Origin of the sequence: Alloalcanivorax profundimaris (assembly GCF_015265435.1) — a bacterium.
Taxonomy (GTDB): Bacteria; Pseudomonadota; Gammaproteobacteria; order Pseudomonadales; family Alcanivoracaceae; genus Alloalcanivorax; species Alloalcanivorax profundimaris.
The window spans coordinates 1-21,757 of record NZ_JABJWH010000039.1 but is presented as its reverse complement, the minus strand read 5'-3'; the positions used below and the strand labels follow the sequence as shown (position 1 = coordinate 21,757).

Genomic DNA, 21,757 nt, shown 5'->3' with positions numbered 1-21,757 from the left:
CGGTAGTCAAAACCTTTTACTGATGCCGCTTTAATAAGCTAATAATTAAGTATCGTTATGGTCGCCGCTCTCCTTGCCGAGCGGCGCCTGACGCGGCCTGAGCCGCGCCATTCCGGGCGTCGGCGGGTTGGCCGTCTTGTACTGCTCCAGGTTCGATTGTGAAAAACCGTCAGCCAAGGTGAAACATAAACTTTGTAAAAATAAGGTGAACAATTGCAGCTTTGTGCGTTGTCAACCTTTGTCACGAGGACAACCGTTAACCGACCCGACGGCACTTATGCACAGGGATAAACCACCGCGAATCAGGTGACGGGACAGCTTATGAACACGGAGTCATAAGACTTTGGCCGCGCCAATAAGCCGCAATGATTCATCTCGAAGGATTTCTTCGGTATAAACCCCGGTGAAGCAACGCGGAACAAATAGGTTTACCTATTCATAAGTGGCCCTCGGGCCCGATATAAGACGAACAACAGCAGGAGGGTTATATGGACGGCATCACCGAAGAGGGTTCACGCGCCGGCGGCGCATCCCGACCCGGGTTCTTCAGCCGCGAACGCACCATCGCGGGGCCCCGATTCAACCGCTGGCTGGTCCCCACCGCCGCGCTGGCCATCCATCTTTGCATCGGCATGGCCTACGGCTTTTCGGTGTTCTGGCTGCCGATGAGCAACGAGATCGCCAATCCGCCGGCGAGCTGCGGCGACATCGGCCTGATCCAGGCGCTCACCACCACCACCTGCAACTGGACCGTTACCCAGGTGACCTACACCTTCGGCATCTTCATCGCCATGCTCGGTGTGTCGGCGGCGATCTGGGGTGCCTGGCTGGAACACGCCGGCCCCCGCAAGGCCGGCTTCATCGCCGCCCTGTGCTGGGGTGGCGGCATGATCCTCGGCGGCGTGGGCGTGATGGTGCATCAGCTGTGGCTGGTGTATCTGGGCGTCGGCGTGCTCGGCGGCGTGGGCCAGGGCCTGGGCTACATCACCCCGGTCTCCACCCTGATCAAATGGTTCCCGGACCGGCGCGGCATGGCCACCGGCTTCGCCATCATGGGCTACGGCGGCGGCGCCATGATCGGCGCGCCCCTGGCGGTGTGGCTGATGGCGCGCTTCAGCGCCGACGGCGGCACCGGCGTGGCGCCCACGCTGATGACCATGGGCGTGATCTACGCCATCGTCATGAGCTGCGGGGCGTTCGGTTTCCGGGTGCCGCCCAACGGCTGGAAGCCCGAGGGCTGGCAGCCCAAGGAAGAAGACGGCAACGCCATGATCACCCAGGGCCATGTGCACCTGAACAAAGCCTGGAAGACCAAACAGTTCTGGCTGATCTGGGCGGTGCTGTTCCTCAACGTGACCGCCGGCATCGCGGTGATCTCCATGGCCAGCCCGATGCTGCAGGAAGTGTTCGGCGGCATCCTGGTGGGCGTGGACGACCCCAACGCCACGCTCACCGAGGCGCAACTGGCGGCGGTGGCCGCCGCGGCGGCGGGCCTGGTGGGCCTGATCAGCCTGTTCAACAGCCTGGGCCGCCTGTTCTGGGCGTCGCTGTCGGACAAGATCGGCCGCAAGAATACCTACTTCTGCTTCTTCGTGATCGGCATCGTCGTCTACAGCCTGCTGCCCACCTGGGGCCACCTGGGCATGGCCGGGCTATTCGTGATTTCCATCTGCGTGATCCTGAGCATGTACGGCGGTGGCTTCGCCACGGTGCCCGCCTATCTGGCGGACATCTTCGGCACCCAGATGGTGGGCGCCATCCATGGCCGGCTGCTGACCGCCTGGAGCGCCGCCGGCCTGGTGGGGCCGCTGATCATCGGCGCCCTGCGCGACGCCCAGCTGGAAGCCGGCGTGGACCAGGCGCTGGTCTATGACCGCACCCTGTACATCATGGCCGGGCTGCTGTTCGTGGGGCTGATCTGCAACGCCCTGGTGCGGCCGGTGCACGAGGACCATCACATGGACGAGGAGGAAGTGGCCCGCGAGCGGGCTCTGCAGCACGACAGCGGCGTGGCCGCCAACGCGGAGACCGCCGCGCGCGGCAGCTTCGGCGTGGGTGGCGTGCTGTGCTGGCTGGGGGTGGGCGTGCCCTTCCTGATCGGCCTGTACATCGCCATCGCCAAGGCGGCGGCGTTGTTTTAGGGGTCGGTTATCGCGACTAAAGTCGCTCCTACGGTGCCCTGTAGGAGCGACTTTAGTCGCGATCCGGCCGGGCTATTCGGCCCGGTCGCTGGCGAGCAGCTCCTCGAAGGTACAGATCTCCCCGCAGCGGTCCGGCGCGTAGCCGGGCAGCCGGTCGATCTCGGCGAGGAAGTCCGGCGAGCGCATCAGCGCCAATAGCTGGCGCATGTTGTGGTTCTCCAGGCGGTCCCGGTGGCACACCAGCAGATAATGCTCGGTGGCCAGGTTGACGAAACCCAGGCCGAACTGGCGCGCCGCCGCTTCCACGCCGAAGCCAGCATCGGCCATGCCGGCGGCCACGTAGGCGGCCACCGCGGTGTGGGTGAACTCCTCCTGGTCGGTGTCGTGGATCGCCGCCGGGTCCACGCCCTGCTCTTCCAGCATCAGGTTGAACAGGGTGCGGGTGCCGGAGTGCCGGTCCCGGTTGATGAACCGCACCGAAGGATCGGCCAGGTCCGCCAGCCCCTCGAAGCGACGTTCGCTATCCGCGCGCACCATCAGGCCCTGCTCCCGGGTCACGAAACGGATCACCCGCAGGTTGTCCAGATCGAGCTGGTCCTGGTACAGGGCCATGATGCGCTCCGCCCGCCTCGGGCTGGCCGGGAAGTGGAAGCTGGCCAGATCGGATTCGCCCCGCGCCAGGATGTCCAGGGCGTGGGCCGGGTTGGTGTATTGCAGATCCAGCTCCACCCGGTCGGAGAATTCCGGCAGCAGCGCCACCGCGTAGCCGTGGCTGGCGTGCAGCCGCAGCACCGGGTGTTCGCCGGCCAGCAATTGTTGCAGCTGGGTGTTGAGCTCCGAGGCCAGGCTGTCGAGCTGTGGCCCCAGCCGCGCCTTCACCCGCTGCTCGGACCACAGCAGTTTTTCGCCCAGGGCGGACAACCGGGTGCCCTGCCCTTTACGCATCTCCACCAGAGGCAGGCCGAAAAAGTCGGCGGCGCGGTTGAGCAGGTTCCAGGCGTGGCGGTAGGAAATACCCGCGCCGTTGGCGGCCACGGTGAGTTTGCCGGATTCATGGACGCCGTTGAGCAGACGAAAAATCACCGGCTCGAACAGCTCGCCCTGCTCGGTGCGGAACACCCAGGCCGGGGTGATCTGGAGTTTCTTTTTAGGCATTACGGTTCATATTTATTGGGGTTATTGGGAGTGTTAATTTCGAAAATCACGCTGTGAGAGCGACAAAAATTAGGATTGGTTATTCATATGTATAAGCACAATAACCCGTCCGCGGAAGGGCTGTCCACGCCACCGCCGGATGACCAGCCACAGAGCCAGCCGGAGCAAATCCAGCAAGCCGTGGACTCCCTCAAGGACCAGCCCGGCGCCATGCTGCCGATTCTGCACGCGATCCAGGATCGCTTCGGCTACATCCCCGACGACGCCGTGCCCATCATCGCCGAGAGCCTGCGCCACACCCGCGCCGAAGTGCACGGCATCATCAGTTTCTACCACCACTTCCGCACCCACCCCGCCGGCCGCCGCGTGATCCAGGTGTGCCGCGCCGAAGCCTGCCAGGCGGTGGGCGCCCGCGCCCTGGAGGCCCACGCCAAGGCCAGCCTGGGGGTGGACTTCCACCAGACCAGCGCGGACAACGAATTCACCCTGGAACCGGTGTACTGCCTGGGCAACTGCGCCTGCGGCCCGTCCATCCGGGTCGGCGACGATGTGCACGGCCGGGTGACGCCGGCGCGCTTCGACGCCCTGGTGGAGGACCTCACCACCAGCGTGGTCAGCCTGCGGGGAGGGATGAAGCCATGACCGTCACCGTTTATGTGCCCCGCGACACCACCGCCCTGTCCCTGGGCGCCGACCAGGTGGCGGCGCGCATCGAGCAGGCCGCCGCCGAGCGCGGCGTTGAACTGAAGCTGGTGCGCAACGGCTCCCGGGGCCTGTTCTGGCTGGAGCCCCTGGTGGAAGTGGATACCGGCGAGGGCCGCCTGGCCTACGGCCCGGTGATGCCGGAGGACGTGCCGGCGCTGGTGGACGCCGGCCTGTTCGACGGCGGCCAGACGCACGCACTGGCCCTGGGCCTCACCGAGGAGATTCCCTATCTGGCCCGCCAGCAACGGCTCACCTTTTCCCGCATCGGCGTCACCGACCCGCTGTCCCTGGACGACTACACCGGGCTGCGCGGTTTCGAGGGTCTCAAGAAAGCGCTCACCCTGGACGGCCAGGGCATCCTCGACGAAGTGAAAGCCTCCGGCCTGCGCGGCCGGGGCGGCGCCGCCTTCCCCACCGCCATCAAGTGGCAGACGGTGCACGACGAACCGGAAGGCCAGAAGTACATCGTCTGCAACGCGGACGAGGGCGACTCCGGCACCTTCGCCGACCGGCTGGTGATGGAGTGCGACCCCTACATGCTGATCGAGGGCATGACCATCGCCGGCCTGGCGGTGGGCGCCACCCAGGGCTACATCTATCTGCGCTCGGAGTACCCGCTGGCACAGAAAATCTTCAATGAAGCCCTGGCGCGCGCCTACGCGGCGGGCTATCTGGGCGAGGACATTCTCGGCAGCGGCCGGCACTTCGATCTGGAAGTGCGCCTGGGGGCCGGCGCCTACATCTGCGGCGAGGAAACCTCCCTGCTGGACAGCCTGGAAGGCAAGCGCGGCATGGTGCGCGCCAAGCCGCCGCTGCCCGCCATCCAGGGCCTGTTCGGCAAGCCCACGGTGGTCAACAACGTGCTGTCCCTGGCGGCGGTGCCGTTCATTCTCGACCAGGGCGGCCAGGCCTACGCCGATTACGGCATGGGTAAGTCCCGGGGCACCCTGGCCATTCAGCTGGCCGGCAACGTGAAGCGCGGCGGCCTGGTGGAGCTGGCCTTCGGCACCACCCTGCGTGAACTGATGGAAGGCTTCGGCGGCGGCACCCTCAGCGGCCGGCCGCTGAAGGCGGTGCAGGTGGGCGGCCCGCTGGGCGCCTACCTGCCGGAGAGCCAGTGGGACAACCCGGTGGATTACGAGGGCTTCGCGGCCTTCGGCGGCGTGGTGGGCCACGGCGGCGTGGTGATGTTCGACGACAGCGTGGACATGGGCGAGCAGGCCCGCTTCGCCATGGAATTCTGCACCGTGGAATCCTGCGGCAAGTGCACACCCTGCCGCATCGGCTCGGTGCGCGGCGTGGAGGTGATCGACCGCATCCGCGCCGGTGAAAACCGCGACGCCAATCTGGAACTGCTTTCCGAGCTCTGCGAAACCATGGTGGACGGTTCCCTGTGCGCCATGGGCGGCATGACGCCGTTCCCGGTGCAGAGCGTGCTCAAACATTTCCCGGACGACCTGACCCGCTCCCGTGGAGGTGCGCCATGTTGAATTATTACGATCCCCGCAAGGACGCTTTTTCCCGTGACCTGGGCACCCCCGCCCGGCTGTCCGAAAAACAGATCGCGCTGACCATCGACGGCCTGGAGATCACCGTGCCGGAAGGCACCTCGGTGATGCGCGCCGCCGCCCTGGCCGGCATCACCATTCCCAAGCTGTGCGCCACCGACAACCTGGAGGCGTTCGGTTCCTGCCGGCTGTGCGCGGTAGAGATCGAGGGCCGGCGCGGTTACCCGGCCTCCTGCACCACGCCGGTGGCGGAAGGCATGGACGTGACCACCCAGAATGGCAAGCTGGCCAAGCTGCGCCGCAACATCATGGAGCTGTACATCTCCGACCACCCGCTGGACTGCCTGACCTGCCCGGCCAACGGCGACTGCGAGCTGCAGGACATGGCCGGCGCCGTGGGCCTGCGCGAGGTGCGCTACGGCTTCGAGGGCGCCAACCACCTGGACGCGGAAACCGACGACTCCAACCCCTATTTCAGCTTCGACCCCAGCAAGTGCATCGTCTGCTCGCGCTGCGTGCGCGCCTGCGAGGAGGTGCAGGGCACCTTCGCCCTGACCATCGACGGCCGCGGTTTCGACTCCAAGGTGGCCGCCGGGCAGGACGAGGACTTCATGGACTCGGAGTGCGTGTCCTGCGGCGCCTGCGTGCAGGCCTGCCCCACCTCCACGCTGATGGAAAAAAGCGTCATCGACCAGGGCGTGCCGGAGCACAGCGTGGTCACCACCTGCGCCTACTGCGGCGTGGGCTGCTCGTTCAAAGCGGAGATGAAAGGCGACCAGCTGGTGCGCATGGTGCCCTACAAGGGCGGCGACGCGAACCACGGCCACTCCTGCGTGAAAGGCCGCTTCGCGTTCGGCTACGCCACCCACAAGGACCGCATCAAGACACCGATGATCCGCGACTCCATCAACGAGCCGTGGCGGGAAGTGTCCTGGGAGGAGGCGATTCAATTCTCCGCCCGGCGCCTGAAGGAGATTCAGGCCAGGCACGGCCGGGAAAGCATCGGCGGCATCACCTCTTCGCGCTGCACCAACGAGGAAACCTACCTGGTGCAGAAGCTGATCCGCGCCGGCTTCGGCAACAACAACACCGACACCTGCGCGCGGGTGTGCCATTCCCCCACCGGCTTCGGCCTGAAAACCACCCTGGGGGAATCCGCCGGCACCCAGACCTTCGACTCGGTGATGAAGGCGGACACCATTCTGGTGATCGGCGCCAACCCCACCGACGCCCACCCGGTATTCGGCTCGCAGATTCGCCGCCGGCTGCGCCAGGGCGCCACCCTGATCGTGGCCGACCCGCGCCGCATCGATCTGCTGAAGACACCCCACGGCGGCCGCGGCCTGCACCTGGCCCTGAAACCGGGTACCAATGTGGCGCTGATCAACGCCCTGGCCCATGTGGTGGTGTCCGAGGGGCTGGAGGACAAGGCGTTCATCGAGTCCCGCTGTGACACCGCGCCCTACCAGGCCTGGCGCGACTTCATTCTGGAAGAGCGCAATTCCCCGGAAGCGCTGGAAGCGGAAACCGGCGTGCCCGCGGCGCAGGTGCGCGAGGCCGCCCGGGCCTACGCCACCGCCGGCAACGGCGCCATCTACTATGGCCTGGGCGTCACCGAGCACAGCCAGGGTTCCACCATGGTGATGGGCATCGCCAACCTGGCCATGGCCACCGGCAACATCGGCCGCGAGGGCGTGGGCGTGAACCCGCTGCGCGGCCAGAACAACGTGCAGGGCTCCTGCGACATGGGTTCCTTCCCCCACGAGCTGCCGGGTTACCAGCACGTGGCCGACCCGGCGGTGCGCGAGCGCTTCGAGGCGGTGTGGAAGGTGAAGATCGACGACGAGCCCGGCCTGCGCATTCCCAATATGTTCGACTCCGCCATCGCCGGCACCTTCAAGGCGCTGTACGTGCAGGGCGAGGACATCGCCCAGTCGGACCCCAACACCCAGCACGTGCAGGACGCGCTCACCAGCCTGGACTGCCTGATCGTGCAGGACATCTTCCTCAACGAAACCGCCAAGTACGCCCATGTGCTGCTGCCGGGCTCCACCTTCCTGGAGAAGGACGGCACCTTCACCAACGCGGAACGGCGCATCAACCGGGTGCGCAAGGTGATGCCGCCGGTGGCCGGCAAGGAGGACTGGGAAGTAACCCAGGATCTGGCCAACGCCCTGGGTTACCCGATGAACTACTCGCACCCATCCGAGATCATGGACGAGATCGCCCTGCTCACGCCTACCTTCACCGGCGTCAGCTACGCCAAGCTGGAGGAGCTGGGCAGCATCCAGTGGCCCTGCAACGAAGCCCACCCGGACGGCACGCCCACCATGCACGAGGCGGATTTCCCGATCGGCAAGGGGCAGTTCGCGGTCACCGAGTACGTGGCCACCGAGGAACGCACCACCCGTCGCTTCCCGCTGCTGCTCACCACCGGCCGCATTCTCAGCCAGTACAACGTGGGCGCCCAGACCCGGCGCACCGCCAACAGCCAGTGGCACGAGGAGGACATGCTGGAGATCCACCCCAGCGACGCGGAGGTGCGCGGCATCCAGGACGGCGACTGGCTGGGCGTGTCCAGCCGGGTGGGCCACACGGTGCTGCGCTGCCGGATCAGCGACCGCATGCTGCCCGGGGTGGTCTACACCACCTTCCACCACCCGGGCAGCGGCGCCAACGTGATCACCACGGACAGCTCCGACTGGGCCACCAACTGCCCCGAGTACAAGGTCACGGCGGTGCAGGTGGAGAAGGTGTCGCAGCCGTCCCAGTGGCAGCAAAACTTCCAGGACTTCGACCGGCGCCAGAAGGACTACCTGGAAAACGCCGGGCCGGACGCCACCGCCGACGAACCGGCGCCGATGGGCAAGTGAGGGCGCGGCCATGAAGGAGCGAATATGAGCGGACAAGGTCTCGAGCAACTGGTGAAGATGGTCAATCAGATCAGCGCCAATATGCACGGCGCCACGGACCAGCAGGCCGCCGACAAGGTGGCCACGCACCTGCAGAAGTTCTGGGCGCGCAGCATGAAGGAGCAGATTCTCGCCTACGCGGACGACGGCGGCGAGGACCTGACGCCGATTTCGCGCCAGGCGGTGGAGCGGCTGCGGGAAGTGCGCGCGGCGGGGTGAGGTAGCTTGCCGTAGGAGCGGCTTCAGCCGCGATAGGGGTTGGCGTGGCGCTGGGCTATCGCTGCCGGGCTATCGCGGCTGAAGCCGCTCCTACAGTCGCATTTACGACCGTGGATGCATCGGTCGGGCGGTGCGCGGCAGGTCGCCGGCGCGGCCCAGGGCGCGGTGCATGAAGGCGTGCCGGGCCGGGGCCAGCCGGTTGACCAGATTCAAACCGCTGTTGCGCAGCCAGCGCACCGGCAATTCCCGGCGCTCGAACAGCAGCTTGAAGCCGCGCATGGCGTTCTGCATCACCAGATTGTCGGCGCGGCGGCGGCGCTGATAACGGGCCAGCACCGCCGGCTCGGCCACCGGCAGGCCCGCCTGGCGGGCCCGGCCCAGTTCTTCCGCCAGCACCGCCGCGTCCAGAAAGCCCAGGTTGATACCCTGCCCGGCCAGCGGGTGAATCACGTGGGCGGCGTCGCCGATCAGCGCCAGGCCCGGGCCCACGTAGGCGCTGGCGTGGCGCTCCTGGATCGGGAACACGGCCCGGCGGCCGCGCACCCGGGCCTGGCCCAGGGCGGCGCCGGTGGCCTGGGTGAGGGCGGCGCCGAAGGCGTCGTCGTCCAGGGCCATCAGTTCCTCCACCCGCTGCGGCCAGGCGGACCAGACGATGGAGCAGCGGTGGCTCTCGCCGCCCTCCTGTTCAGCGAACAGGGGCAGCAACGCCAGCGGCCCGGAATCCATGAATACCTGGCGGGCGCAGCCGCCGTGGGGCAATTCCGTCTCGATGGTGGCCACCAGGGCGTGGTGGCCGGTGTCCCGGGGGCCGCCGGGGATGCCGGCCAGCTCGCGGACCCGGGAGCGGGCGCCGTCGGCGCCGATCAGCAGGTCGGCGGTGAAGCTGGCGTCGCCGGCCTCCACCCGCCAGCGGCCCTGTTCCCGGTGGATCGCCGTGGCCGCCTTGCCGCATTGCCAGTCCAGCCCGTCCCGCTCGGAGGCGGCGGCGTACAGGGCGGCGGTGAGGTGGTCGTTTTCCAGCAGCCAGCCCAGATACTCGGCGCCGGCGTCGCGGGCGTCGAACGCCACCTCGCCGGTGCCGTCCTGGTCCCACACCCGCATCGACGTATAGCCCTGCACCCGCGCCGGACGCAGCCGCTCCCAGGCGCCGGCGTGGCGCAGCAACCAGTGGCTGGCCTCGCTAAGGGTGGAGACCCGGGCCGCCGGCTCGCCGTCCGGCCAGGCCGGCGCCGGGGCGCCGTCCAGCACCCGCACCGTGAAGCCCTGCTCCGCCAGGCTCTTATCGGTGAGCAACAGGGCCTGCAGACCGCCGGCCATACCGCCGCCGATGATCAGGATGTCGGTGTGGGAGGATTCCTTCATGGTCTTTTCTCTCATAGCCCCATGGCGCGGCGGGCGAAACTTTTGCGGGCGCCGGGCAGCAGGTCCAGGGCCAGCAGGCCGAGCTGGCGGGTGTGGGCGAACAGCGGATTGCGCACCCGGAACAGCTCCGGCACCCAGCGCGAGGCGCGGGCGATGTCGGCCTGGTCCCGGCGCCGCTCGGCGGCCCATTGCTCCAGCAGGGCCAGGCGCCCGGGGTTCGGCTGGCCGCCGACCCGCTCGGCGAGCAGGGCCAGATCCCGGAACGTGAGGTTGAAGCCCTGGCCGGCCACCGGGTGCAGAGTGTGGGCGGCGTTGCCGACCACCGCCGCGAAAGGCACCGCCTGGGCGCAGGCCTCGGTGAGAATCAGCGGGTAGCGCTGGCGCTCGCCGGCCCGGGCCAGCCGGGGCATGGCGGCGCCCACCCGCTGGCGCAGGGCGGCCAGGAAGGCGTCGTCGTCCAGGGCCATCCAGCGATCCACTTGCTCCCGGGGCCCGGTCCAGACCAGCGCCATGCGGTCGTCCGGCAGGGGCAGCAGGGCCAGGGGGCCGTCGTCGAGAAAGCGCTCGAAGGCCACGCCCTGGTGTGGCTCCGCCAGGCCGATGTTGGCGATCAGGGCGTCCTGGCCCAGGTCCTGGTGGCGGGCGGTGATGCCCAGCCAGTCCCGGGTTCGGGAGCGGGCGCCGTCGGCGGCGATCAGCAGCGGCGTCCGCCGCTCCTCGCCGTCCAGGGTGACCCGGTAACCGTCACTTTCCCGGGCGATGGCGCTGACCGAGGCCGGCGCGCGCAGCTCGATGGCCGGGTCCGCCTCCACGGCGCCCAGCAGCACATGGCCGAACCAGCGGTTCTCGACCACGGCGCCGAGGCGCGGCAGGGCGTGCTCGGCGGCGTTGAGCCGGGTGATGCCGAGGCGCTCGCGGCGGGACACGTGCACGGTGTCGATGCCGGCGGCGCGTTCCAGCACCGCGTCCAGCAGCCCCAGCCGCGCCAGGATCGCCAGGCTGCCGGCGGACAGGGCGGTGCTGCGGGCGTCGAAGCTGGGCGTGTCCGGCGGCTCGCCGGCACGGATGGCATGGCTCTCCACCAGGGTCACCGCCGCCGCGCCGTGGTGGCGCAGCAGCAAGGCCAGCGCCGCGCCGGCCATGCCGCCGCCGACGATCAGCGGCGCCTCCCGGTTCATGCCCGCGCCTCGCGCATCAGGGCCTCGATGTCGTCGATGTCCTTGGGCACGTCGGCGGTGAGCACCTCGCAGCCGTTCCCGGTGACCAGCACGTCGTCCTCGATGCGGATGCCGATGCCGCGCCAGCGTTCCTCCACGGTGTCGTCGTCCGGGGCGATGTAGAGGCCCGGCTCCACGGTCAGGGTCATGCCCGGCTCCAGCTGGCGCCATTCGCCGCCCACCCGGTAATCGCCCACGTCGTGCACGTCCAGCCCCAGCCAGTGGCCGGTGCGGTGCATGAAGAAGCGCTGGTAGGCCATTTCCTCGATCAGGTCGTCCACCTTGCCCTTGAGCAGGCCCAGCTCCACCAGGCCCTCGGTGAGAACGCGCACGACGATTTCGTGGGGCACGTTCCAGTGGTTGTCCGGGTGGGTGGCTTCGATGGCGGCGTACTGGGAGCGCAGCACCAGCTCGTAGAGGGTGCGCTGCTCGGCGCTGAACGTGCCGTTCACCGGGAAGGTGCGGGTGATGTCCGAGGCGTAGTTTTCCAGCTCGCAGCCGGCGTCGATGAGCACCAGGTCGCCGTCCTTCAGTTCGGCGCTGTTCTCGATGTAGTGCAGCACGCAGCCGTTGGCGCCGCCGCCGACGATGCTCGGGTAAGCCGGGCTGCGGGCGCCGTGGATCATGAATTCGTGCAGGTATTCCGCTTCCAGCTGGTACTCGTACATACCCGGGCGCACCGCCTTCATGGCGCGCACGTGGGCGCCGGCGGAAATGGCGCCGGCGCGGCGCATCAGGTCCGCCTCCGCCGGGCTCTTGAACAGGCGCATGTCGTGCAGCAGGTGGGACAGGGCCACGAACTCGCCGGGGGGCTGGGCGCCGGTGCGCACCCGCGCGCGGATGGCGTTGACCCAGCCCATCAGGCGGCGGTCGAAGTCGGCGTCGCGGCCCAGGTCGTAGTACACCCGGGTGCGGCCTTCCACCAGGCCCGGCAGGATGTCGTCGATGTCATTGATGGGGAAGGCGTCGTCGGCGCCGTAGTCGGCCACCGCGCCCTCCTGGCCGGCCCGGTAGCCGTCCCAGATTTCCCGGGCGCGGTCGCGCTCGCGGCAGAACAGCACGTACTCGCCGTACTCGCGGCCGGGCAGCAGCACCATCACCGCTTCCGGTTCCGGGAAACCGCTCAGGTACCAGAAGTCGCTGTCCTGGCGGTAGGGGTGCTCCACGTCCCGGTTGCGGGTGCGCTCCGGGGCGGCGGCGAGGATGGCGATGCTGTTGGGCTCCATCTGCGCCATCAGCTCGGCCCGGCGTTGCTGGAATTCCTGGAGACGAATACTCATGGGGGCTCCGGCTCAGTGTCGCGTGGGCGGGTTGGTGTCGGTCTTGGTGTCGGTGTCCCGGGCGGCGGGCTTCATGACCAGATCGGTGTAGATCATCATCGCCGCCATGCGGCAATGCTCGGTGACCTGCTCGAGCATCCGCTCCTCTTCCTCGCCGTCGTCTTCCGGGGTGCTCACCTGACTGATGGCGGACAAATCGGAGAGCGCCTCCTGGATGCCGGGGGACAGCTGGCTGTCGTTGACGCCGGCGGCACCGGTGCCGAAGCCCACCAGGAAGCCCTCGGCCCACTGGCCCAGGGCGGCAACGCGCAGGCCCAGGTCGTCTTCGTCGTCGGGCAGCAGCAGATCCAGCTCCAGGCCGGTGCCGGCGAAGCCCTCGCTGGCGGCGTCGCGGCACAGCACCAGGTCGCCGGCGAGGTCCGGGGCCAGGCCCTGGGGCTGTTCCGCGTGGGCGGCCAGGGTGCCGAGCAGGGTGGCGTCGTCGTGGCCCTGGCCGGTGGCCAGCAGGCCGCAAATAACGCCGTGCAGTTCACTGGGGGAGACCGCCACGCCGGCGCCGGAAGCGGCGCGGACGAGGTGGTCGAAATCGGGCAGATCGGGCATGGGAATGTTCAGCCACTCTTTACGGAAACGGCGCTAAGTGATTCTTGCGCCTTGGAATTTCGTTGACCCTTACCGGGGCCCCACCTATAGTACAAAAAGCCGTCAATGCCGGCGAAATCGGGCCCGGATCGGGGGCTTAACCCAGGGGCGTAACATTAGGCGAACAGCGACCAATTTGCCATGACGACGGACCAACAACTCCGGCAACTGGAAGCCCGCGTGGACGAGTTGCTGCGGATTTCCGCGCACCTGCGCCAGGAAAACCGCCTGCTGCGTGAACGCGAGACCCGTCTGCTCGACGAACGCACCCAGTTGATCAAGAAGAACGATCTGGCGAAAAGCCGCGTGGAGGCCATCATAACGCGTCTTCGTTCCCTGGAGCAGGAGGATTCATGAGCAGCGACAGCTCCCTGGTCATCCACCTGCTCGATAAGGAATACCGGGTCGCCTGCCCGCCCGGCGAGCAGGACAATCTGCTGCGCGCCGCCCGCTACCTGGACGACCAGATGCGGGAAGTCCGCCAGGCCAATGTGATCGGCCTGGAGCGCATCGCCATCATGGCCGCCCTGAACATGAGCCACGAACTGCTGGAAGCCCGTGAACGCATCGGCGGCGACGCCGACAGCGACGCCCGGGTGGAGGCCCTGCTCAACCGCCTGGAAAACGAAATCCGCGCCTTCGAGGAAGGCGACACGGAGACGTCTGTCAAGCCCTGACCGACCCCGCCCGCCCTGTTATACTCGCTCGCAAGTGCTCCCTGGACCGTGCGCCAGACGGGTTATGTCCCTGAGCCGATGCTTTACACCCAGGGGACCAAATTGGCGTGCCTGTGTGCATGTCCGCCACCGAGCGGAAAGCCTGAGGGCATCAGCCTGAGGTCTCCGCCTTGAACCTTTCGGTTCAAGGGCCACACCCGCAGCGGCGGTTCGGGGAGCACGCTTAATAAGACAGTGGGTAGCGGCGCGCTTAAGGGCGCCAGGCGCTATCCATGGACGCCTTCCTTTTTATGAGTTCTGAACCTTCACGACAGCAAAGGCGGCGGGCCCTTCGGGCGCGGCGGCGGGCGCTGCCCGCCGGTGAGCGGCGTCGCGCGGAACACCGGTTCGCGCGCAATCTGTCCCGGGCCCTGGGCCCGCGGCGGTTCGGCGAGGTGGCCCTGTATCTGGCCGGCGACGGCGAGCTGGACCCGCTGCCGGGTCTGGCGGCGGCCCGTTTCGAGGGGGCGCGGCTGTATCTGCCGGCGCTGGACCGGGTACGCCGGGGGCACATGCATTTCCGGCTGTGGCGAACGGAGCGGCGGCTGCGCGCCAACCGCTTCGGCATCGGCGAGCCGCGCCGCAGGGAGCGGGCCCGGGCCGCCTGGGCGCTGGACGCCATTCTGGTGCCGCTGGTGGGCTTCGATGACCGGGGCCACCGGCTCGGCATGGGGGGCGGGTTCTATGACCGGGCGTTGGCCGATCTGGCGCGCCGGCCCCGGCGCCCCCTGCTGGTGGGCGTGGCGTTCCGGTTCCAGCGCCTGCCCCGGCTGGCGGAAGCCGCCTGGGACCGGCCGCTGGACCGGGTGATCACGGACTGAGCGGGTTACCGGCTGACGCTGACCTTGACGCCCGCCGAGTTGGCGAAGCGCTCCAGATCGGCGTCGTTGCCGCCGTGGGTCAGCGTGCTGACCAGAACCCCGATTGCGAATACGAAAGCAAGAACGACGAGGGCGTCGGGCTTCTTCTTCATTGTGCTGCAAATCCCCAAAATTCAAGGCCGGGAGCCGGACGGGCCCCGTGGCGCGGTACGAAGAAAACAACGGAATTCCGCTTTATGGGGCGTGGCCCGGCCACGCCGGCGCGGAATTTCCCGTATCCCCTGTGTCCATATCGGACGAAAGACTCACAATGGTACGACATCTTTTTCGTAACAGAATGAGAACGGTGTCAAAATTCAACAGCAACCCCCAATCAAGTCAAGCAGTTAGGGGCCAATGCTCACGCTTCTTAACAAAACTCCCCGCCAACTCACAAAGATCACGGCGCTTTCACGGCAAATTCATGCCTAGGTCGCGCCACCCGTGGGCGGGCATCGAAAGTTCGGACAGACCGGCCCGGGCTTAGTTCAAAAACAGCCGGTAGGCCGGGTTGTCGCTCTCCTCCACCATCGGATAAGGCACCTTCTTGAGGTCCTTGCGCAGGTTGCCCCGGTCCCCGAACGGCACCTGGAAGCCCACCAGCACCCGCCCGTAGGCGGCCCCGTGGTTACGGTAGTGGAACAGGCTGATGTTCCACTTCTGCCCCAGGGACATGAGAAACTTCAGCAGCGCCCCGGGACGCTCCGGGAATTCCACCCGGAACAGCATCTCGTCCAGATCCTGGCGCGAGGTGTGGCCGCCCACCATATGGCGGATGTGCAGCTTGGCCATCTCGTTGCCGGTCATATCCACCACCGGATAGCCGGCGTCGCGCAGCTCCTCCAACAGTGGAGCAAGGTCCGTGCCACCCGGGCGGATCTGGATGCCCACGAAGATGTTGGCGTCGTGCTCGCCGGCGTAACGGTAGTTGAACTCGGTGATGCTGCGGCGCCCCACCACCTGCAGGAAATTGCGGTAGGCGCCCGGTTTCTCGGGGATGGTCACCGCCAGAATCGCCTCGCGCTGCTCGCCCACCTCGGAGCGTTCGGAGATGTGGCGCAGGCGATCGAAGTTCACGTTGGCGCCGCTCTGGATCGCCACCAGCGTTTTGTTCTCCGCCCCATGCTTGTGCACCCAGTTCTTCAGGCCGGCCAGGGCCAGGGCGCCGGCGGGTTCGCAGATGGAGCGGGTGTCCTCGAAGGAGTCCTTGATGGCGGCGCAGATTTCGTCGGTGGTGGCGGTGACCACCTCGTCCACGTGGTCGCGCAGCACCCGGAAGGTTTCCTTGCCGATCTGCTTGACCGCCACGCCGTCGGCGAACAGGCCCACCTCGGAGAGGCTGACCCGGCGCTGGCGCTCCAGGGCCACCTTCAGGCAGGCGGCGTCCTCGGGCTCCACGGCGATGATTTTCACGTCCGGACGCACGTACTTCACGTAGGCGGCCACGCCGGCGGCCAGGCCGCCGCCGCCCACCGGGATGAAGATGGCGTCCAGATCCCGGCTTTGCTGGCGCAGGATCTCCATGCCCACGGTGCCCTGGCCGGCGATCACGTCCGGATCGTCGTAGGGGTGCACGAAGGTCAGGCCTTCCTTCTCTTCCAGCTTGCGGGCGTGGGCCAGGGCCTCGTCGAAGCCGTCGCCGTGGAGCACCACCTTGCCGCCGCGCTGGCGCACGGATTTGACCTTGATCTCCGGGGTGGTGCGCGGCATCACGATCACCGCGCGCACGCCCATGGCGCTGGCCGCCAGGGCCAGGCCCTGGGCGTGGTTGCCGGCGGAAGCGCAGATCACGCCGCGCTGGCGCTGCTTGTCCGGCAGGTTGGCCACCTTGTTGTAGGCGCCGCGCAGCTTGAACGAGAACACCGGCTGCAGATCCTCCCGTTTCAGCAACACCCGGTTGCCGATGCGCTTGGAAATCAGCGGCGCGGCATGGATCGGGGTTTCATGGGCCACGTCATAGACGCGGGATTGGAGAATCCGTTTCACGTATTGATCTAGCATGGGGTATCCGAAAGCTGGAAAAGGCGCGAGCGCAAACCGCTAGTGTACGAGCCGCGCCCCTGGAGCGTCCACATGACGGCCCGTATAATCCGCCTCGACGCAGAGAGGAAGGTTCGAATGGATCAGGACGCGCTGAAAAAGCAGGTGGCCGAGGCGGCCCTGCGCTACGTGGTGGAAGGCGAAGTGGTGGGCGTGGGCACCGGCTCCACCGCCAACCACTTCATTGACGGCCTGGCGGCCATGAAGGACCGCATCGCCGGCGCCGTGGCCAGTTCCGAGGCCACCGCCGAACGCCTGCGCGGCCACGGCATCGCGGTGCTGGAACTCAACGACGTGGACAGCCTGCCGGTGTACGTGGACGGCGCCGACGAGGTCAACGCCCACCGCGAGATGATCAAGGGTGGCGGCGGCGCCCTCACCCGGGAGAAGATCGTCGCCGCGGCGGCCCGGGAGTTCGTGTGCATCGTCGACGGCTCCAAGAAGGTGGCGCGGCTGGGCGCCTTCCCGCTGCCGGTGGAGGTGATTCCCATGGCGCGCTCCTACGTGGCGCGCAAGCTGGTGGGCCTGGGCGGGCGCCCGGAATACCGGGACGGCTTCGTCACCGACAACGGCAACCTGATCCTGGACGTGCACGGCCTGGACATCCTCAACCCCATCGAGCTGGAAACCACCCTCAACAACATCACCGGCGTGGTCACCAATGGCCTGTTCGCCCGCCGCCCGGCGGACGTGGTGCTGGTGGGCGAAGGCGGCGGCGTATCGCGGTACTGACCGCCCCAGGCCGGACGCCCGCCCGGCCTTGACCCCCGCGCACCCCGCCGGTGGACCGCGGGTTACCCGCCCCGCCGGCCCTTAACCGGGCCGTTACGTTCCGCAACCCAAGACTACGTTCGGCAAATTTCCCGCCGCTCAGCGAACGCTTCCCAACCTTTTTCATACGGCAGGGCACCCCGGTTTTGCTTTATGAATTGCATATGAAGCAATAACTCCAATAAGAGGTGTTCCATGCGTCCTTATCTTGCGACAGCAACACTGAGCGCCGCCCTGGCGCTGGCCGGCTGCGGCGGCAGCGGCGGAGGCGGTGGCGGCGGCGCGGTACCGCGCGCCCCGGATAGCAGCAGCGCCGCGCTGTTCTTCTCCTACCCCCTGGATGGCCAGGCGGACGTCGCCCCCAACGCCCCGGTGGTGTTCAGCTTCGCCACCCCGGTGTCGCCCAGCGCCGCCAACTTCCAGTTCCTGGACGATAACGGCAACCCGGTGGCGTTCGACCTGCGCTCGGTGAACAACGGGCGCGGCGTGGTGCTGGCGCCGACCTCGGCGCTGGACCCGATCACCGATTACACCGTGGTGCTGCGCGACATCGTCATCGACGACCAGGAAGTGGTACCCCCCGACGGCGCCCTGAACTTCACTACCCGGGCCGCCGTGCAGGGCCCGGTACGCCAGCAGCAGGAAACGGCGGACTTCGAGGTGGCGGAGATCTTCCCGGACGATGAGCGGTTCGGGACCATGGACTTCTCCGCGTTCCGGCTGCGCACCAGCCACCCGATGGACCAGAGCAGCGCCGTGTACGGCGACACCATCCAGCTTACCCGCGCCGGCGAGCTGGTTCCGGCGGTGCTGGTGGCCCAGGGCAATGCCATCACCGTGGACCCGGTGGAGGACATGACCCCGGGCGCCACCTACACGCTCAGCGTGAACGGCCTGACCAGCCGCTTCGGCGAGACCATCGCGCCGTTCGAGCGGGAGGTGGTGCCCCGCGACACCACGTCCCCCACCGGCGAACGGGCGGTGCTGGTCACCGAGGTGCCGGCGGCGGACCCCGCTCTCGGCTGCCTGGACGAAGGCGTGCGCACCTCGCCGCTCACCGGCGACCCGATCAACTGCGTGCCGGTGCGGGGCACCATCCTGGCCGACCAGACCGCCTCCAAGCAGACCGGCAACGTGTTCGGCGAGCTGGCCTTCCAGCCCAATTTCCCCACGGTGACGCCGCTGCGGGTAAAACGCGGCTCGCGCCTGGTGGGCGACGCCCTGGAAGTGATCATCGGCGGCCAGGTACCGGTGGGCTTCAACTCCGGCGACGTGACCGTGGAGATGATCACCGACGCCACCGGCTACCTGTACCCCAACCCGCTGTCCAACCGTGACAGCGCGGATCGCGCCCTGCGGCTGTTCATGGACGTGGCCACCACCACCGCCGACGCCCGCGCCAACGGCGCCTTCACCCAGAACCTGGTGCACCTGGAGCTGATCGGCCGCGCCCGGGTGGTGGACGGCCGCCTGAGCGCCGATGCTCTCACCGTGGTGGAACCGCGGGTGCTGGGCGTGGAAACCAACTACGGCCTGCTCAGCTTCCGCATGGAGTCCTACGCGGATCAGACCACGGCGCCGCAGCCGATCGAGGACAACACCGGGCCGCGACTGCAGGCCATCACCCAGGACGGCCAGCTGCGCCTGTCCTGGCAGCCGGGCCTGGTGGCGGACCGCATGGTCCCCGGCGAGCCCATCGTGCTGCAGTTCGACGAAACCCTGGAAACCGGCTCCATCGTACCCGGCGACACCCTGCGCCTGACCAAGGGCGGCGCCAGCGAGCCGTTCTCCTGGTACCTGAACGGCAACGCCCTGGTGATCACTCCGGACGACCCGGTCAATTACGGCGTGCAGTACGCGGTCACCGCCACCGCCGGCATCACCGACCTGTCCGGCAACGCGCTGCAACCGATCAACCGCGTGGAGGGCGGCGATACCCTGACCTTCTCCCTGCCCGAGTACGTGGAGAACGTGGACGGCGACAGCGTGGTGCGCGGGCCCTTCGCCATGGTGGTGTACCCGGGCTTCCCCTGCGCCAGCTCCGAGGAGATCGACCTGAACGCCTTCAACGGCCAGGGCACCCAGGGCGTGTGCCTGTCATCCAGCTCCGACAGCGAGCAACAGGCGCTGGACGATCTGCCCATCGACGACCTGCCCGCCAACCGGCCGATCCGGGTGCGCTTCTCCCAGAACATGGACCCGGCCAGCCTGACCCTGGGCCAGAGCTGCGGCGACGGCAGCGTGCGCGTGGAGCGCATCGACCAGAACGGCACCTGCCTGGAAGCGGTGCCCGGCGTGCTGCAACGGGAAACCCGGGCGCTCACCTTCCTGCCCAACGCCCCCTGGGAAGTGGGCGGTCTGTACCGCTACACCCTGGGTTCCCAGGAAAGCGGCTGCGCCGCCGGCGTGATCTGCTCCGAGGCGGGCCTGCCCCTGCAGACCGCGCCCCTGCTGGGCGGCGACCGGGAGACCGGCGGCCCGGACATGGCCATCGTGTTCCGCGGCGCGCCCACCAATCAGGATGTGTTCCAGGAGCTCAGCAACCTGCCCAGCGTGGACGTGAACAGCAACTTCGCGGTGGACACCGGCGAATCGCCGATCACCGACAACAGTGAGCCGACGCCGCCCAACGCCACCCGCATCCGTCCGGACGTGGACGGCGCCAACGGCTCCGGCGAGGGCCTGGTGGTGACCGCCAACACCGGCTGCGGCTTCGGCGGCGCGCCGCCCTACGAGGATGGCGCGCAGACCGACTGCGACGCCCAGCGGTTGCTGTACATCGCCGGCGCCCTGAACACGGACATTCTCGGCTTCGACCCGAACCCGGACCTGCCCGATGAAATCACCGGCGGCCAGGGCGGCGTGGCGGTGCGCATCTACCCGACCACGGTGGCGCTCACCAATCTGGACGCCACCGCCGTGATCGGCCTGGACCTGGACACCACGGACGGCGGCACCACCCTGGAAACCCTGCCCCTGGTGGGCGGCCTGCTCAACGGCGTGGTCACCACCCTGGGCGACGTGCTGGACATTCTCGGCCTGGAGGAGCCGGTGCTCGGCCAGGTGGGCAACCTGGGCCTGGTGCCGATCGACACCGCCACCGGCCCCAACATCATGCGGGTGCGTTACGAGCCCGACGAGAACGGCAACCGCACCAAGGCGCCGGTGGGCTACATCCTGCCCGGCGAAAACCCGGCCGCCGGCGACCCGCCGCGCTTCGTGATCCGCTTCGATCTGCTGTTCGACGCGCCGGCGCTGTCCCTGCCCCTGGGCCTGGACCACAACGTGAAGAGCCTGCCCATCGACGACATCACCCTGGAAGGGACCCTGGACTTCCTGCCCGACGGCCGGCTGTTCATCGCCCTGGAGAACCAGGAACCGAAGCAGGTGAGCCTGGAGATCAGCCTCTCCGAACTGGAAGGCGGCAAGGTGAACCTGAACATTCCGGTGGGCGGCATCAACCTGAGCTATCAGAGCGTGTCGATCCAGGAATAAACCCCGGCAACGAAAAAGGGGCCCCTCGGGGCACTGCTGTCCCACAGTTGAAGGGACATAAAGAAAAAGCCTGAACCACCCGGGTACAATGTTTTTGTCGAGAAAACCTTGTATTCCGGGAGGTCCAGGCTTTGTCACATCATAACACCGCGTTTCACCAACTGCTCAAGCCCCTGTCCAGACATGACTTTGAGAGGCTGGCGCGGGAGCACCATCACGGCCAGAAGCTGCGCTCGGCGTCGCGCTGGGATCAGTTCGTCGGCATGGCCATGTCGCAGCTCTCCGGTCGGCAAAGCCTGCGGGATATCCAGTCGAACCTGGAAAGCCAGCGCCACAAGCTCTACCACCTGGGCGCCAAGCCGATCCCCCGTTCGACCCTGGCCCGGATCAATGAGAAGCAGCCGGCGGCGTTGTATCAGGCCCTTTTCGGGCGATTGCTGCAGCACTGCAAGAGCCTGCCGGGGCGGCACAAGTTCCGCTTCAAGAACCCGCTTTACTCACTGGATGCCAGCGCCATCGATCTGTCGCTGAAGCTGTTCCCGTGGGCCGCCTATCGGCCGGACGCGGGCAACATGAAGCTGAGCGTGGGGCTCAACCACGGCACCGATGTACCGGAGTTCGTGGCGGTGAGTGACGGCAACGAAAACGACCTGGTGCAGGGACGGCGGTTCGCCTTCCCGAAGAGCAGCATCGTGGTGTTCGACAAGGGGTATGTGGATTACGGCTGGTATAAG

At 67.7% G+C, this 21,757-nt stretch carries 18 protein-coding genes and 1 other RNA gene; 12 read left to right on the top strand and 7 right to left on the bottom strand.

Annotated elements, in window-relative coordinates; translation table 11 throughout:
- Positions 1 to 488 precede the first annotated feature (488 nt).
- Positions 489 to 2,141: an L-lactate MFS transporter gene (locus tag HMJ39_RS17430; protein WP_194298277.1), complete on the top strand. Its 1,653-nt coding sequence runs from the start codon at positions 489 to 491 to the stop codon at positions 2,139 to 2,141.
- A 72-nt stretch (positions 2,142 to 2,213) separates the two neighbouring features.
- Here the strand turns inward: HMJ39_RS17430 and HMJ39_RS17425 are convergent, their stop codons facing one another.
- A complete protein-coding gene (locus HMJ39_RS17425; RefSeq protein WP_194298276.1) occupies positions 2,214 to 3,296 on the bottom strand; it encodes a substrate-binding domain-containing protein in 1,083 nt (360 codons plus the stop codon).
- 87 nt (positions 3,297 to 3,383) lie between these two features.
- On the opposite strand from HMJ39_RS17425, the gene HMJ39_RS17420 reads away from it, so the two are divergent.
- From HMJ39_RS17420 to HMJ39_RS17405, 4 genes are read left to right on the top strand one after another with little or no spacing between them, the layout of a single operon-like run.
- Positions 3,384 to 3,938 (top strand): formate dehydrogenase subunit gamma, encoded by a 555-nt coding sequence (locus HMJ39_RS17420; RefSeq protein ID WP_194298275.1) that lies wholly within the window; start codon positions 3,384 to 3,386, stop codon positions 3,936 to 3,938.
- Positions 3,935 to 5,491, top strand: coding sequence for a formate dehydrogenase beta subunit (locus tag HMJ39_RS17415; protein WP_194298274.1), 1,557 nt, complete (start codon positions 3,935 to 3,937; stop codon positions 5,489 to 5,491). Before HMJ39_RS17420 ends, HMJ39_RS17415 begins: the two co-directional genes overlap by 4 nt.
- Positions 5,485 to 8,382 carry a formate dehydrogenase subunit alpha gene (gene fdhF / locus HMJ39_RS17410; RefSeq protein ID WP_194298273.1) on the top strand — a complete coding sequence of 966 codons (2,898 nt, stop codon included), beginning with the start codon at positions 5,485 to 5,487 and terminating at the stop codon, positions 8,380 to 8,382. Before HMJ39_RS17415 ends, fdhF begins: the two co-directional genes overlap by 7 nt.
- Before the next feature lie 24 nt (positions 8,383 to 8,406).
- Positions 8,407 to 8,640 carry a formate dehydrogenase subunit delta gene (locus HMJ39_RS17405; RefSeq protein WP_194298272.1) on the top strand — a complete coding sequence of 78 codons (234 nt, stop codon included), beginning with the start codon at positions 8,407 to 8,409 and terminating at the stop codon, positions 8,638 to 8,640.
- 102 nt (positions 8,641 to 8,742) lie between these two features.
- On the opposite strand, the gene HMJ39_RS17400 is transcribed toward HMJ39_RS17405, so the two are convergent.
- Genes HMJ39_RS17400 through HMJ39_RS17385 form a run of 4 tightly spaced genes read right to left on the bottom strand, consistent with a single transcriptional unit; the run spans position 8,743 to position 13,102 of the window.
- Complete coding sequence (locus HMJ39_RS17400) at positions 8,743 to 10,002, bottom strand: UbiH/UbiF/VisC/COQ6 family ubiquinone biosynthesis hydroxylase (protein WP_194298271.1); 1,260 nt, start codon at positions 10,000 to 10,002, stop codon at positions 8,743 to 8,745.
- 11 nt (positions 10,003 to 10,013) lie between these two features.
- Positions 10,014 to 11,180 (bottom strand): FAD-dependent monooxygenase, encoded by a 1,167-nt coding sequence (locus HMJ39_RS17395; RefSeq protein ID WP_194298270.1) that lies wholly within the window; start codon positions 11,178 to 11,180, stop codon positions 10,014 to 10,016.
- A complete protein-coding gene (gene pepP, locus HMJ39_RS17390) occupies positions 11,177 to 12,499 on the bottom strand; it encodes a Xaa-Pro aminopeptidase (protein ID WP_194298269.1) in 1,323 nt (440 codons plus the stop codon). The genes HMJ39_RS17395 and pepP overlap by 4 nt, the downstream gene beginning before the upstream one ends.
- A gap of 12 nt (positions 12,500 to 12,511) precedes the next feature.
- Positions 12,512 to 13,102 carry a UPF0149 family protein gene (locus tag HMJ39_RS17385; RefSeq protein ID WP_194298268.1) on the bottom strand — a complete coding sequence of 197 codons (591 nt, stop codon included), beginning with the start codon at positions 13,100 to 13,102 and terminating at the stop codon, positions 12,512 to 12,514.
- Between the two features lie 180 nt (positions 13,103 to 13,282).
- On the opposite strand from HMJ39_RS17385, the gene HMJ39_RS17380 reads away from it, so the two are divergent.
- The 4 genes from HMJ39_RS17380 to HMJ39_RS17365 all read left to right on the top strand — a co-directional run bounded on the left by HMJ39_RS17380 (position 13,283) and on the right by HMJ39_RS17365 (position 14,678).
- Entirely contained in the window at positions 13,283 to 13,498 is a 216-nt protein-coding gene (locus HMJ39_RS17380) for a TIGR02449 family protein (RefSeq protein WP_161382493.1), read from the top strand.
- A complete protein-coding gene (locus HMJ39_RS17375) occupies positions 13,495 to 13,818 on the top strand; it encodes a cell division protein ZapA (RefSeq protein WP_161382494.1) in 324 nt (107 codons plus the stop codon). The genes HMJ39_RS17380 and HMJ39_RS17375 overlap by 4 nt, the downstream gene beginning before the upstream one ends.
- 35 nt (positions 13,819 to 13,853) lie before the next feature.
- A non-coding RNA gene (gene ssrS / locus HMJ39_RS17370) (6S RNA) lies at positions 13,854 to 14,039 on the top strand.
- 69 nt (positions 14,040 to 14,108) lie between these two features.
- The gene (locus HMJ39_RS17365) at positions 14,109 to 14,678 is read left to right on the top strand and encodes a 5-formyltetrahydrofolate cyclo-ligase (RefSeq protein WP_194298267.1); all 570 of its coding nucleotides are present in this window, start codon (positions 14,109 to 14,111) and stop codon (positions 14,676 to 14,678) included.
- 5 nt (positions 14,679 to 14,683) lie between these two features.
- On the opposite strand, the gene HMJ39_RS17360 is transcribed toward HMJ39_RS17365, so the two are convergent.
- Complete coding sequence (locus HMJ39_RS17360) at positions 14,684 to 14,830, bottom strand: hypothetical protein (RefSeq protein ID WP_161382496.1); 147 nt, start codon at positions 14,828 to 14,830, stop codon at positions 14,684 to 14,686.
- 370 nt (positions 14,831 to 15,200) lie between these two features.
- Entirely contained in the window at positions 15,201 to 16,718 is a 1,518-nt protein-coding gene (gene ilvA / locus HMJ39_RS17355; protein WP_161382497.1) for a threonine ammonia-lyase, biosynthetic, read from the bottom strand.
- 117 nt (positions 16,719 to 16,835) lie between these two features.
- Here ilvA and rpiA point away from each other — a divergent pair, with 117 nt between their 5' ends.
- The 3 genes from rpiA to HMJ39_RS17340 all read left to right on the top strand — a co-directional run.
- Positions 16,836 to 17,489: a ribose-5-phosphate isomerase RpiA gene (rpiA, locus tag HMJ39_RS17350; RefSeq protein ID WP_194298266.1), complete on the top strand. Its 654-nt coding sequence runs from the start codon at positions 16,836 to 16,838 to the stop codon at positions 17,487 to 17,489.
- Between the two features lie 234 nt (positions 17,490 to 17,723).
- A complete protein-coding gene (locus HMJ39_RS17345; RefSeq protein WP_194298265.1) occupies positions 17,724 to 21,023 on the top strand; it encodes an Ig-like domain-containing protein in 3,300 nt (1,099 codons plus the stop codon).
- Positions 21,024 to 21,154: 131 nt separating this feature from the next.
- On the top strand, positions 21,155 to 21,757 hold a 603-nt coding region (locus HMJ39_RS17340; RefSeq protein WP_194298264.1), incomplete at its 3' end, for an IS4 family transposase.

Coding starts and splice junctions, on each gene's coding strand:
- HMJ39_RS17430 (WP_194298277.1), top strand. CDS start 489: ATGGACGGCATCACCGAAGAGGGTTCACGCGCCGGCGGCGCATCCCGA.
- HMJ39_RS17425 (WP_194298276.1), bottom strand. CDS start 3,296: ATGCCTAAAAAGAAACTCCAGATCACCCCGGCCTGGGTGTTCCGCACC.
- HMJ39_RS17420 (WP_194298275.1), top strand. CDS start 3,384: ATGTATAAGCACAATAACCCGTCCGCGGAAGGGCTGTCCACGCCACCG.
- HMJ39_RS17415 (WP_194298274.1), top strand. CDS start 3,935: ATGACCGTCACCGTTTATGTGCCCCGCGACACCACCGCCCTGTCCCTG.
- fdhF (WP_194298273.1), top strand. CDS start 5,485: ATGTTGAATTATTACGATCCCCGCAAGGACGCTTTTTCCCGTGACCTG.
- HMJ39_RS17405 (WP_194298272.1), top strand. CDS start 8,407: ATGAGCGGACAAGGTCTCGAGCAACTGGTGAAGATGGTCAATCAGATC.
- HMJ39_RS17400 (WP_194298271.1), bottom strand. CDS start 10,002: ATGAAGGAATCCTCCCACACCGACATCCTGATCATCGGCGGCGGTATG.
- HMJ39_RS17395 (WP_194298270.1), bottom strand. CDS start 11,180: ATGAACCGGGAGGCGCCGCTGATCGTCGGCGGCGGCATGGCCGGCGCG.
- pepP (WP_194298269.1), bottom strand. CDS start 12,499: ATGAGTATTCGTCTCCAGGAATTCCAGCAACGCCGGGCCGAGCTGATG.
- HMJ39_RS17385 (WP_194298268.1), bottom strand. CDS start 13,102: ATGCCCGATCTGCCCGATTTCGACCACCTCGTCCGCGCCGCTTCCGGC.
- HMJ39_RS17380 (WP_161382493.1), top strand. CDS start 13,283: ATGACGACGGACCAACAACTCCGGCAACTGGAAGCCCGCGTGGACGAG.
- HMJ39_RS17375 (WP_161382494.1), top strand. CDS start 13,495: ATGAGCAGCGACAGCTCCCTGGTCATCCACCTGCTCGATAAGGAATAC.
- HMJ39_RS17365 (WP_194298267.1), top strand. CDS start 14,109: ATGAGTTCTGAACCTTCACGACAGCAAAGGCGGCGGGCCCTTCGGGCG.
- HMJ39_RS17360 (WP_161382496.1), bottom strand. CDS start 14,830: ATGAAGAAGAAGCCCGACGCCCTCGTCGTTCTTGCTTTCGTATTCGCA.
- ilvA (WP_161382497.1), bottom strand. CDS start 16,718: ATGCTAGATCAATACGTGAAACGGATTCTCCAATCCCGCGTCTATGAC.
- rpiA (WP_194298266.1), top strand. CDS start 16,836: ATGGATCAGGACGCGCTGAAAAAGCAGGTGGCCGAGGCGGCCCTGCGC.
- HMJ39_RS17345 (WP_194298265.1), top strand. CDS start 17,724: ATGCGTCCTTATCTTGCGACAGCAACACTGAGCGCCGCCCTGGCGCTG.